This window comes from Streptomyces canus (genome assembly GCF_030816965.1).
In the GTDB taxonomy this organism is placed as follows: Bacteria; Actinomycetota; Actinomycetes; order Streptomycetales; family Streptomycetaceae; genus Streptomyces; species Streptomyces canus_E.
Window position 1 is genome coordinate 6,370,529 of record NZ_JAUSYQ010000002.1, and the last position, 11,505, is coordinate 6,382,033.

11 protein-coding genes are annotated in these 11,505 nt (G+C 71.4%); 7 read left to right on the forward strand and 4 right to left on the reverse strand.

Annotation, left to right across the window (positions count from 1 at the left end; all coding sequences use genetic code 11):
* The first annotated feature begins 227 nt into the window (after positions 1-227).
* The 4 genes from QF027_RS30370 to QF027_RS30385 all read left to right on the forward strand — a co-directional run bounded on the left by QF027_RS30370 (position 228) and on the right by QF027_RS30385 (position 3,780).
* Positions 228-845 (forward strand): RNA polymerase sigma factor, encoded by a 618-nt coding sequence (locus tag QF027_RS30370; RefSeq protein WP_306977181.1) that lies wholly within the window; start codon positions 228-230, stop codon positions 843-845.
* Entirely contained in the window at positions 842-1,690 is an 849-nt protein-coding gene (locus QF027_RS30375; RefSeq protein WP_307078262.1) for a hypothetical protein, read from the forward strand. Before QF027_RS30370 ends, QF027_RS30375 begins: the two co-directional genes overlap by 4 nt.
* 330 nt (positions 1,691-2,020) lie before the next feature.
* On the forward strand, positions 2,021-2,683 hold the full coding sequence (locus tag QF027_RS30380) for an RNA polymerase sigma factor (protein ID WP_306977176.1): 663 nt from the start codon (positions 2,021-2,023) through the stop codon (positions 2,681-2,683).
* Entirely contained in the window at positions 2,683-3,780 is a 1,098-nt protein-coding gene (locus QF027_RS30385) for a hypothetical protein (RefSeq protein WP_307078264.1), read from the forward strand. Before QF027_RS30380 ends, QF027_RS30385 begins: the two co-directional genes overlap by 1 nt.
* A 221-nt stretch (positions 3,781-4,001) precedes the next feature.
* Here QF027_RS30385 and QF027_RS30390 read toward each other — a convergent pair whose 3' ends face one another.
* Positions 4,002-4,835, reverse strand: coding sequence for a L,D-transpeptidase family protein (locus tag QF027_RS30390; protein WP_307078265.1), 834 nt, complete (start codon positions 4,833-4,835; stop codon positions 4,002-4,004).
* Between the two features lie 123 nt (positions 4,836-4,958).
* Here QF027_RS30390 and QF027_RS30395 point away from each other — a divergent pair, with 123 nt between their 5' ends.
* On the forward strand, positions 4,959-6,539 hold the full coding sequence (locus tag QF027_RS30395; protein WP_307078267.1) for an acyl-CoA mutase large subunit family protein: 1,581 nt from the start codon (positions 4,959-4,961) through the stop codon (positions 6,537-6,539).
* 17 nt (positions 6,540-6,556) lie between these two features.
* Positions 6,557-7,207, forward strand: a complete 651-nt coding sequence (leuE, locus tag QF027_RS30400) for a leucine efflux protein LeuE (protein ID WP_307078269.1) — start codon at positions 6,557-6,559, stop codon at positions 7,205-7,207.
* Here leuE and QF027_RS30405 read toward each other — a convergent pair.
* The gene (locus QF027_RS30405) at positions 7,197-8,594 is read right to left on the reverse strand and encodes an FAD-dependent oxidoreductase (RefSeq protein WP_307078272.1); all 1,398 of its coding nucleotides are present in this window, start codon (positions 8,592-8,594) and stop codon (positions 7,197-7,199) included. The two genes, leuE and QF027_RS30405, sit on opposite strands and share 11 nt — an antisense overlap.
* Before the next feature lie 70 nt (positions 8,595-8,664).
* Between QF027_RS30405 and QF027_RS30410 the strand changes: the two genes are divergently transcribed.
* Positions 8,665-9,342, forward strand: coding sequence for a TetR/AcrR family transcriptional regulator (locus QF027_RS30410; protein ID WP_306977164.1), 678 nt, complete (start codon positions 8,665-8,667; stop codon positions 9,340-9,342).
* Here the strand turns inward: QF027_RS30410 and QF027_RS30415 are convergent.
* A complete protein-coding gene (locus QF027_RS30415) occupies positions 9,308-10,180 on the reverse strand; it encodes a class I SAM-dependent methyltransferase (protein WP_307078274.1) in 873 nt (290 codons plus the stop codon). The genes QF027_RS30410 and QF027_RS30415 overlap by 35 nt on opposite strands.
* Before the next feature lie 65 nt (positions 10,181-10,245).
* Positions 10,246-11,382 (reverse strand): acyltransferase family protein, encoded by a 1,137-nt coding sequence (locus QF027_RS30420; protein ID WP_306986566.1) that lies wholly within the window; start codon positions 11,380-11,382, stop codon positions 10,246-10,248.
* Between the last annotated feature and the right edge of the window lie 123 nt (positions 11,383-11,505).

Here is an 11,505-nt window from a genome sequence, read left to right on the forward strand (position 1 = left end):
ACCCCTGAATTTGGTCACAGAAACACCACCTGTCACACAGGTGGCACTTGGACAGCGTACGAACACTGCCACGTGTCACAGGTGTTCGAGGCGGGGTGCCCGGGATGTCCGACCTGCTGTGACACTTCTGTGAGGTCCGACGCTGTTGACCGTGGGGGACATGGGCAAGGGTGTGACCGTGCCGGACGGTGCGGAATCGCCACGAACCGGTACGGACAGGAAAGTTCTTGGGCCAGGGAGGGGAACCCCGCCGCGTGCAGGCGTACGACGGGGAACTGGGCGCGGCCGTCGCGCGAGCCCAGGAGGGTGACGAGGCTGCCTTCGCGGTCGCCTACCGGCTGGTGCAGCCCGGACTGCTCGGGTATCTGCGCGGGCTGGTCGGGGAGGACGCGGAGGACGTGGCCTCGGACGCCTGGCTGGAGATCGCCCGGGACCTGGGCCGGTTCAAGGGTGACGGGGCGGGCTTCCGCGGCTGGACCGCGACCATCGCCCGGCACCGGGCCCTCGACCATCTGCGCCGGCTGCGGGTGCGGCCCCGGTCGGCGGCGCTGGAGCAGGACATGCTGGACCTGCCCGCCCCGCACAGCACCCACGACCAGGCGCTGGAGTCCCTGTCCACCGAGTACGCCCTCGAACTGGTCCGGGGGCTCCCGCGGGACCAGGCCGAGGCGGTGTTGCTGCGGGTCGTCGTCGGACTGGACGGCCCCACCGCCGCCCGCGTCCTGGGCAAACGCCCCGGCGCGGTGCGCACCGCGGCGTACCGGGGGCTGAAGCGGCTGGCGCACCAGTTGGGCGCCGAGAGTGTGACGGATGAAGGCCCCCGGACGCTGGGGGAGTCGACATGACAGGCGAGGGCGCCACCTCGGACAGGGACGGACACGGCATGGGTGACGAACGGAGCGGCGATGCCCCCGGCCGTCGGCATGCGCGCCCGGAGGAGACCCTGCGGGGCCGGACCGCACGGGAGCGGCAGTCGCACGACGACACCGCCCACGACGACACCGCCCCCGCGCCGACAGCGCCGTACGACGACAGTCCCCTCGAGGCGCTGCTCGCCGCGGCCCTCCGTGGGGAGAAGTCCGACGGCGAGGCGGAGCGGCGGGCCGTGGCCGCCTTCCGGGCGGCGAGGGACGCCGGGGTACACCGGGCGCGGACCAGGCGGCGCGACGACTGGCGGCCCCGCTCGCAGCGGCGCCGGGCACGTTCGCTGAAGGCGACGCTCTCCGTGCTCCTCGCCAGTCTCACCCTCGGCGGTGTCGCCTACGCGGCGATCGGCTCGACGGGCGGCGGCGAGCCCAAGGGTGCGGTGAGCGGCAAGGATGTACGCCCGAGCGTCTCGGCGAGCACCCCGGCCGAGTCGCACAGCAGTGCGAGGCCCACCGCGTCCGCCCCCGCTGAGCGCCCGCCCACCGCGAAGGACACCCTGGCCCACTGCCGCGCCTACGAAAAACTCCGGGGCCGGGGCAAGGCGCTGGACTCGACGGCGTACCAGCGGCTCGTGACGGCGGCCGGCGGTGAGGCGAACGTGAGCGCCTACTGCGCCACGCTGACGGGTCCGGGCACGGGGACGGGCGCGGGGACGGCCGACGCGAATGGCGCGAATGGCGCGAATGACGCGAAACCGGGGAAGCGGAAGGCCAGGACGAGCGCCCCGCAGAACGCGGACAAGAACAAGTCCAAGAAGCAGTGACCCGGAGCGGGTGAACCGCGGAGACGGCCGGGGCCGCCACCCCCCACAGGAGAGGCCCCGGCCGTCGCGCGGCACGGGCCGCGCGGCGGCCCGTACTCTCTTCAGCGCCATGAGGGCGGTTTCTGTCACACTCCCGCAGGGCCCGCCCGGGATCACGAGGTAGTTGCATTTTGTACGGACATGGACGAGCAGCGGTTTCAGGTCGTAACGTGCCTTTCGCGCCGGGCGCGGAAGTTGAATGATCAGCGCGACTCTCGAGCGATCAACCACAACCCCTCGACGGCTCGAAGCGGCGACCATCGATCGCGACCATGTATTGAGGATTCACGGGTGCTGGGGGACGACGCGGAGTTGACTGCCGCGGTGCTTGCGGCACAGGACGGGGACGAGACCGCGTTCCGGACTGTGTACCGCGCGGTGCACCCGCGGCTGCTCGGATACGTCCGGACGCTGGTCGGTGACCCGGACGCCGAGGACGTGGCCTCCGAGGCCTGGCTCCAGATAGCCCGTGACCTGGACCGGTTCGACGGGGACGCGGACCGCTTCCGCGGCTGGGCCGCACGGATAGCCCGCAACCGCGCCCTCGACCACATCCGGATGCGCGGCCGCCGGCCCGCCATCGGCGGCGACGAGACCGAACTGACGGGCAAGCCCGCCGAGTCGGACACCGCGGGCGAGGCCATCGAGGCGCTGGCCACCGGCACCACCCTCTCGCTCATCGCCCGGCTGCCCCAGGACCAGGCCGAGGCAGTGGTGCTGCGCGTGGTGGTCGGCCTGGATGCCAAGACCGCCGCCCAGACCCTCGGCAAGCGTCCCGGCGCGGTACGCACGGCCGCGCACCGAGGTCTGAAACGACTCGCCGAGCTCCTCGGCGGGGATCCGGAATCGGCCGGCGCGCTCGATGCCCTGCCGCCCCAGCGAGAACCGCAGGACAGTGCGGTGACGTCCGCGAGTGTGACGCATATGCGTCCGCGGACGCAGAAGGACATGTGATGGCCGACGAGAGCTACGGGTGGCTGGACCTCGAGACAGCGGAGCGGTTGCTGCGCGGCGAGCCACTGGAAGCCGTCGACGCGGCCGACCGCGACCACGCCGAACGCCTGGCGAAAACGCTGGAGGCACTGACCGTGGAACCCGCGCCGACCAGCGGCGGACTTCCCGGCGAGGAGGCCGCGCTGGCCGCGTTCCGCAAGGCGCGCACGGACCGTGCGGACGACTGGGTGAGCCCGGCGGCCCGGGGCCGGAACCGGCCCGGAGCCGGCCGCACCGACGCCGGTCTCGTGCGGATCGGTGCCCCGGACGCGGGAGCCGGCCGTCCCCGTCGGAGGCGCCCGGCGCACCTCGGACTGGCCGCCGTCCTGGCCGCGAGCATGGTCGGCGGAGTGGCCGTCGCGGCCGGAATCGGAGTCCTGCCGCACGTCGGGGACGGCGAACCGGAACCCGCCGCGTCGGTGTCGGCCGCCGCCACCCCGGACCGCCCGTTCGTCTCGCCCTCGGCCCCTCAGGTCGTGCCCTCGCCCGAGAACCCCCCTTCCAGCGGGGCAGGCTCCCGGGACACGGCCCGCGGTGACACCGGCGCGGCGCCCGACACGGGCTCCGAAGGCATGGGTGTACGACCCCGCAGGGACTGGAACGGATCCGCCTCGGCCTGCCGGGACCTGCGCGACGGCAAGAACCTCGACCCGACCCGCAAGCGTTCCCTGGAGAACGCGGCGGGCGGCAGCTCGCGGGTGTGGAAGTACTGCAGGGGTGTCCTGTCCGGCGCCGGCACCCGGGGCGACGCCAAGTCGGCCCCTGACGACCGCAAGGGCGACGGCAAGGCCGAGGACACCGGCAACAACGAGGACAACGACAAGAGCGGCCACGGCGACCGGAACGGCCACGGCGACCGGAACGGCCACGGGAACGAGGACGGCCACGGGAACGAGGACGGCCAGGGGAACGAGGACGGCCACGGCGACGGCCAGTTCACGTCCCCTCGCAAGAACCACCACGCCCCCGACGGCGGCACCTCCGGCGCCCCGCTCACCTCGCCGGGGGCAACGATGTCACCGACCCCGCGGCCGAGCCCGTCGTACAGCGCGATCTGACCGCTTCCCGCATCGCTGACCTGCACTTTTCCCACCCACCATGATGTCGGTCGCGGTGGGTGTGACGTTTTCGGCCGCTGTGGCGCAGTACTGAGTGAGCCGACTGGTCATCGGCCGTCGCACAGAGCCGGGGTTCCCCCCGTACCTACGGCTCGTGCACCTGGCGCGGGCGGGACACGTTCCCCCGGTCCCGTCCGCGCCCCTGAATCACCTCGCGGAACTCACCAGTGGACGACGACCTTGTCGCCGTTCCGTACCTGGGCGAACAGGTCGGCGATCGCCGCCTCGTCCCGCACGTTGATGCAGCCGTGCGAGCCACCCGCGTATCCGTGGGCCGCGAAGTCGGCCGAGTAGTGCACCGCCTGGCCGCCGCTGAAGAACATGGCGTACGGCATCGGGGAGTCGTAGAGCGTCGACACATGGTGCCGTGACTTCCAGTAGACGCTGAACACGCCCTCACGGGTCGGTGTGCCCACCGAGCCGAAGCGGACCGGCACGGTCGTCACCGTCCGGCCGTCGATCATCCAGCGCAGGGTCCGGCTCGTCTTGCTGATGCACAGCACCCGCCCGGTCATGCAGCGCGCGTCCGGGGCGTCGGCCGGCTGCCCGCCCATCAGATACAGCTCCCACTTGCCCGGCTCGTGCGTCATGTCCTTCAGCCGCTTCCAGGTGACCGTGTCGGTCTTCCCGGTCCTCGGCAGCCCGCGCTTGCCCTGGAACCCCTTGACCGCGCGTTCGGTGAGATCGTCGTACGACCCCGTCGGCCCGTCGTAGAGCCAGGCGACCTGCCGTAGCCGGGCCTGCAACTCCCGCACGTCCCGCCCGGAGTCGCCGCGCGACCACAGCACGGCGGCGGGCGCGGCGGCCGGAGCGGTGGCCGGAGCGGACGGTGTCGCACTCGGCTTCGGGTCGTCGTCCGCCGGTGGCGTACTGCGCTTCGGGACCTCGATGCGGACCGGCAGATGCCGCTTTCCGTCGCCGTCCCCGTCGGCCGTCTGCACCGTACAGCCGCAGGCCATCGCCAGGACCAGCAGTGCGGCGAACGATCTCCCCATGCCCGTAGTACGCATCCGGACCCCCTGTCGTCTCACCGGCATCCCCTGAGATGTCTCCCCCCGGACGGCCGGTTGCGAACGACCCGGCGGCGCTTCGCCCGAGACCGCAATACGGTGGTGGGCATGACGCGTGAGTCGGAGTCCGGACTGCCCATCGAACCCGTCTACGGTCCCGAGACCCTTCAGGGCTGGAGCCCCGAGGAGAAGCTCGGTGAGCCGGGCGGGTACCCCTTCACGCGGGGCGTGTACCCGTCGATGTACACGGGCCGCCCCTGGACGATGCGCCAGTACGCCGGTTTCGGCACGGCGACGGAGTCCAACGCCCGCTACCGGCAGCTGATCGCGCACGGCACGACGGGTCTGTCGGTGGCGTTCGACCTGCCCACCCAGATGGGCCACGACTCCGACGCCCCGATCGCGCACGGCGAGGTCGGCAAGGTCGGTGTGGCGATCGACTCGATCGACGACATGCGGGTGCTGTTCGGCGGTATCCCGCTGGACCAGGTGTCCACGTCGATGACGATCAACGCCCCGGCGGCCCTCCTGCTGCTGCTGTACCAACTGGTCGCCGAGGAGCAGGGGGTCGGCTCGGACCGGCTCACCGGCACGATCCAGAACGACGTGCTGAAGGAGTACATCGCGCGCGGCACGTACATCTTCCCGCCGAAGCCCTCGCTGCGCCTGATCGCCGACATCTTCAAGTACTGCCAGGCCGAGATCCCCCGGTGGAACACGATCTCGATCTCCGGCTACCACATGGCGGAGGCGGGTGCCTCGCCCGCGCAGGAGATCGCGTTCACGCTGGCGGACGGCATCGAGTACGTGCGCACGGCGGTCGCGGCCGGCATGGACGTCGACGACTTCGCCCCCCGCCTGTCGTTCTTCTTCGTCGCGCGGACGACGATCCTGGAGGAGGTCGCCAAGTTCCGTGCGGCCAGGCGCATCTGGGCGAGGGTGATGCGGGACGAGTTCGGCGCGAGGAACCCGAAGTCGCTGATGCTCCGCTTCCACACGCAGACGGCCGGCGTCCAGCTGACGGCCCAGCAGCCGGAGGTCAACCTGGTCCGGGTGGCCGTCCAGGGCCTCGCCGCCGTCCTCGGCGGCACCCAGTCCCTGCACACCAACTCCTACGACGAGGCCATCGCCCTCCCGACCGACAAGTCCGCCCGCCTGGCCCTGCGCACCCAGCAGGTGCTGGCCTACGAGACCGACGTGACGGCGACGGTCGACCCGTTCGCGGGCTCGTACGTGATCGAGAAGATGACGGACGACCTCGAGACGGCCGCTCTGGACCTGATGCGGAAGGTCGAGGACCTCGGCGGCGCGGTCGCCGCCATCGAGCACGGCTTCCAGAAGAACGAGATCGAGCACAACGCCTACCGCATCGCCCAGGAGACCGACGCCGGCGAACGGGTGGTCGTGGGTGTCAACCGCTTCCGGCTCGATGAGGAGGAGCCGTACGAGCCCCTTCGCGTCGACCCCGCCATCGAGGCCCAGCAGGCGGAGCGGCTGGCCCGGCTCCGTGCCGAGCGCGACCGGTCCGCGGTGGACTCGGCCCTCGCCGCCCTGAAGAAGGCCGCCGAGGGCGAGGACAACGTCCTCTACCCGATGAAGGACGCGCTCAAGGCCCGCGCGACGGTGGGCGAGGTGTGCAACGCGCTGCGCGAGGTGTGGGGCACCCATGTCCCGTCCGACGCGTTCTGAGTGCGACACTCGATCCCATGTTCGGAGTCATAGACCTTCCCACCTATCTGGTGGGCCTCATCCTGATCATCCTGCTGCCCGGGCCCAACTCGCTGTACGTCGTCTCCGTCGCCGCGCGGCGGGGCGTGCGGGCCGGGTACACGGCGGCGGCGGGCGTCTGGTGCGGGGACGCCGTGCTGATGACCCTGTCCGCGGCCGGGGTCGCCTCGCTGCTCCAGGCCAACGCCGTGCTGTTCGGGATCGTGAAGTACGCGGGGGCCGGATATCTGACCTGGCTCGCGGTGGGCATGCTGCGGGCCGCGTGGGGGATGTGGCGGACCCGGCGGGAGCAGGCCGCCGAGGAGGCTCCCGTCGCCGGGGCCGGTGACGAACGGCCGTACCGCAGGGCCCTCGTGATCAGTCTGTTCAACCCCAAGGCGATCCTGTTCTTCGTCGCCTTCTTCGTGCAGTTCGTGGATCCGGGCTACGCGTATCCGGCGATCTCGTTCGTCGTCCTGGGAGCCTTCGCCCAGCTGGCCAGCTTCCTGTACCTCACCGCGCTGATCTTCGGCGGGACGAGGCTGGCGGATGCCTTCCGGCGCCGGCGGCGGTTGTCGGCGGGGGCGACTTCGGCGGCGGGGGCGCTGTTCCTCGGGTTCGCGGTGAAGTTGTCGTTCGCTAGCGCGTGACCCTGCGGCCGGCATAACTCACCAGCGTCGAGGCGTCCTCGCCCGCCCAGCCCACATAGCCGTCCGGACGCACCAGGAACAGTCCCTTCCCGTACGACGGCTGCTCCTCGCCGGTGACGACACGCACGGACTCCGGCAGCTCCGGTGCCTCCACGCCCACCGCCACCAGCGTCCAGTGCGGGCCCCGGAACACGTCGAAGAGGCGGACGTCGCCCAGCTTGCCGTCGGGGGCGCGATCGCCCGCGCGCAGCCCGCTCGGAGCCGTGCGCGTCTCTTTTGTCAGGGACGAGTCCCGGTATCCGAGGCCCAGTTGGCGGGTCGCCTCGCCGCGGCGGACCTCGCCCCGGTGCACGCCCGTCGAGATGCCGAGCATGTGCGCGGCGATGGGCCGGCGTTCCTCCTCGTAGGTGTCCAGGAGGGCGGCCGGGGCACCGCCCCGCAGCACCGCGCCCAGCTTCCAGCCCAGGTTGTACGCGTCCTGGACGCTCGTGTTCAGGCCCTGGCCGCCCGCGGGGGAGTGGACGTGGGCCGCGTCACCGGCGAGGAAGATCCGGCCGCAGCGGAAGCTGTCCGCGAGGGCCGCGCGGGGCCGGAAGTCGGAGGCCCAGCGGACCTCGGTCACCGACTCGGCGGCCAGGTGGGAGCGGGCCGCGACGACCGCGCGGACGGCGTCGAGGGACAGGTCCACCGCCGTGCCCTCCGGGAACTGGGCCACGACCTGGAAGTCCTCGGTGCCGGCGAGCGGGCAGATCGCGAGGTAGCCGCTCTCGCCGCGCGGCGGGAAGACGTGCCAGTTGTCCCGGTCAAGCCCGGTGATGCGGACGTCCGCGACGAGGAGCGGGTTCGGGTCGACCGTCTCGCCGGTCATGCCGATGCCGAGCGTCCGGCGGACGACGGAGCGCCCGCCGTCGGCGGCGACCACGTACCGGGCGCGGACGTCCTCTCCCGCCGCGAAGCGCACGGTCACCCCGTCCGCGTCCTGCTCGACCCCCACGACCTCCCGGCCGAAGGACACCCGCCCGCCCAGCTCCTCCAGCCGTGCGAACAGCACTTCCTGGGTGCGCCACTGCGGCACCATCCAGGGCGCGTTGTACGGCGAGTCCTCCGTCGCCTCAGCCGGGTCGAACATCCGGTGCTCGCCGACCCGCTCACCGTCCTGCCAGACCATGCCGACCGGGTAGGTCCCGCCGACCGCGAGGATCGCGTCGAGCACGCCGAGGTCGTCGAAGACCTCCAGTGTGCGCGGCTGGAGGCCCTTGCCGCGTGAGCCCGGGAACAGCCGGTCCGCCTTCTCCACGACCAGCGCGTCCACGCCCCGCCGGGCGAGGTCGATGCCGAGGGCGAGCCCCGTGGGGCCGGCGCCGACGACCAGTACGTCCGTGTTCATACCCATCTCCTTAACGCTGTTAAGTGCCGCTGACGTCGAGAGTGCCCTTAACGCTGTTAAGCTGTCAAGCGTGAGTACGGAGAAACGCCCGCCCCTGGACCGCGCCCGGGTCGCCGACACCGCCCTGAAGCTCCTGAACGAGGTGGGCCTCGACGGCCTCACCCTGCGGGCCATCGCCAAGGAACTCGACGTCAAGGCCCCCGCCCTGTACTGGCACTTCAAGGACAAGCAGGCGCTGCTCGACGAAATGGCGACGGAGATGTTCCGCCGGATGGTCGCCGGGACCGCACTCGACCCCTCCGACACCTGGCGGGAGCGACTCCTCAAGTCCAACCGCGGACTGCGCACCGCCCTGCTCGGCTACCGCGACGGCGCCAAGGTCTACAGCGGCTCACGCTTCACGGGCCTGGTCCACGTCGAGCAGATGGAGGAGACCCTCCGCCTCTTCACGGCCGCCGGCTTCACCCTCGCCCAGGCGGTCCGGGCCACGTCGACGTCGTACCTCTACACCCTCGGATTCGTCACCGAGGAGCAGGGCGTGGAGCCACTGCCCGGCGAGCGCCGCGAAGGCTTCGACGTGGCGGAACGCGCCCGCCTGATGGCCGGCTTCCCGTTGTCGGCGGCGGCGGGCGCGGAGATCTTCCAGGACTTCGAGCGGCATTACGAGGAGGGGCTGGCCCTGGTGCTGGCGGGAATCGAGAAGCAGTACCGGCCTACCGGGCCCGCACCTTCCGCACCGCGCGCGTGACCACGGGCGGCAACAGGTCCACGGCGATCCGCCGGGCCGGAGACCGGCGTGGCTTCGGAGTGGGGACGGGCGCGGCCGCCGGCGCGACATAGTGCCGGGAGCGAGGGAACGGCGGCGCCTGCATCTTCTGCGCCCGCGCCCGCACCAGACGGTGACCGGCCGCCTCCTGCACGCTCAGCCCGACGTCCGCGCGCTCCCGGAGCATGGCCAGCAACTCCTCCTGCACCGGCTCGGGGTCCCCCCATGTGCCGTACAGCTTCTGCGTGCTGAGGCAGATCGGCCGCAGCCCGCGGTTCAGCACGGCCTCCCACACGGCGACGGAGACACCGGGGGTGTGCTCGGAGCGGAAGTCGTCCAGGACGACCAGCCCGTCCGGCAGCAGGATCTCGCGCGCCGCGCCGATGTCGTCGCGCACATGCTCGTACAGATGCGAGGCGTCGATGTGGACGAAGCGGCAGGTGCCCGCCTTCACCTCGCCGGAGATGACCGAGGTGGGGGCCTCGATCACCCTCGGCAGGGTGTCGTGGAAGGAGAGGTAGTTGCGCTCGAAGGTCTCGCGGGTGAGGGAGGCGTACGACTTGGAGGTCTCCGCGCGGTTCGCGCCGTCGGGGGCCTCGCCGCCGAACAGGTCGCAGACGGTGAACGCCTCGCCCGGGCGCAGATGGTGCCCGAGCAGGATCGCGCTCTTGCCCATGTAGACGCCGAGTTCGAGGAGATCTCCGGCGAGCTGCTGTTTCTCCAGGAACCAGGTGAACAGCAGCTGGTCGAGCGGCGGGAACCAGCCCGGGACGTCCTTCAGTTCACCGGGGAGCGCGGGAGTCTGCTGTGAGTCGACCATGAGACATGCTTGCTCGCCCACGTCCGGCCCAACTGGCGGCCCGTTGAACGTCCGGTGAACAGATGTCAGAGCCGGCGGGCCAGCGCCGAGCGCAGGCGTGGGGTCAGTGGTTTCTCGACGTAGCGGTTCATCAGCCAGGCCAGCAGCAGCATCCCCGCGATCGTCAGCGCGAAGGTCCCGGCCGCGGGCACGCCGAGGCGGACGTGCAGCTCGTGCACGACCACCCAGCCCAGGTGCTCGTGCACCAGGTAGAAGGGGTACGTCAGCGCCCCGGCCACCGTCAGCCAGCGCCAGTTCGCCCAGCTCAGCCAGCCCAGCGCGATGGCCGCGACGGCGAGGAAGCCGAAGGCCACCACCAGCACGATGCCCAGCGTGGTGCGGTGGGCGAAGGCGTTCGGGTCGGACGCGTTCCACAGCGAACGGACCGCGTAGTGCTGCCCGATCAGGAAGCTGACCGCGACGATGCCCCACGCGTACACGTCCCGCCGGTCGCGGTGGACGAGGTAGAGGCCGACACCGCCGATGAAGAAGGGGGCGTACTCGGGCATGAACACCACGTCGAGCAGCGGCTGGTGCGCGGCCTGTGTGATCGCCGCCGCCAGCGTCCAGCCCGCGCAGAACATGATCACCCGGCGCCGGGAGGCCCCGGGCAGGACCACGCACAGCGCGAACAGCGCGTAGAAGCGGACCTCCGCCCACAGCGTCCAGCACACCCCGAGCACCCGGTCCACGCCCAGCGGCTGCTGAAGCATGGTCAGGTTCACCAGGACATCGCTGGGCGACAGCGCCTCGTAGGCGACCACCGGCAGCGCGAACACCGCGGTGACCAGCAGAACGGCGAACCAGTACGCGGGCAGGAGCCGGGAGGCGCGGGAGGCGAAGAACGACTTCAGGGTCCGCCCCCAGCCGCTCATGCAGATCACGAATCCGCTGATCACGAAAAAGACCTGGACGCCGAGGCAGCCGTAGGAGAAATACGTGTGCAGCGTGGGGAACTGCTGTTGTGCGGAACTTCCCCAGGCCTTGGTGATCTCGCCGCCCCGGCCGCCGTAGTGGTACGCCGCCACCATGAGCGCGGCCACCAGCCGCAGTCCGTCCAGGGCCCGCAGCCGGGTCTCACGGGGGCGTGGTGCGGGCGGCGGCCCTACCGGTTGCGGCCCTTCCGGCCGCCGGGGCAGGTCGGCCGCCGGCCGGACGGTCATGCTGGTCACGGAAATCCCCTTCGCAAGCTCTGCGGAGCCTATGGCACTCCTTTGGATGCGCCCCAGCACGTTAGTCCGAATCACGGCGATGTCTTACTCATCGGGCCAACCATTGGCCGCCTG

What these genes read in the sequence shown, in the direction of transcription:
- QF027_RS30375 (WP_307078262.1), top strand. Translation starts at nt 842, where the DNA reads ATGACAGGCGAGGGCGCCACCTCGGACAGGGACGGACACGGCATGGGT.
- QF027_RS30385 (WP_307078264.1), top strand. Translation starts at nt 2,683, where the DNA reads ATGGCCGACGAGAGCTACGGGTGGCTGGACCTCGAGACAGCGGAGCGG.
- QF027_RS30390 (WP_307078265.1), bottom strand. Translation starts at nt 4,835, where the DNA reads ATGGGGAGATCGTTCGCCGCACTGCTGGTCCTGGCGATGGCCTGCGGC.
- QF027_RS30395 (WP_307078267.1), top strand. Translation starts at nt 4,959, where the DNA reads ATGACGCGTGAGTCGGAGTCCGGACTGCCCATCGAACCCGTCTACGGT.
- leuE (WP_307078269.1), top strand. Translation starts at nt 6,557, where the DNA reads ATGTTCGGAGTCATAGACCTTCCCACCTATCTGGTGGGCCTCATCCTG.
- QF027_RS30405 (WP_307078272.1), bottom strand. Translation starts at nt 8,594, where the DNA reads ATGAACACGGACGTACTGGTCGTCGGCGCCGGCCCCACGGGGCTCGCC.
- QF027_RS30415 (WP_307078274.1), bottom strand. Translation starts at nt 10,180, where the DNA reads ATGGTCGACTCACAGCAGACTCCCGCGCTCCCCGGTGAACTGAAGGAC.
- QF027_RS30420 (WP_306986566.1), bottom strand. Translation starts at nt 11,382, where the DNA reads ATGACCGTCCGGCCGGCGGCCGACCTGCCCCGGCGGCCGGAAGGGCCG.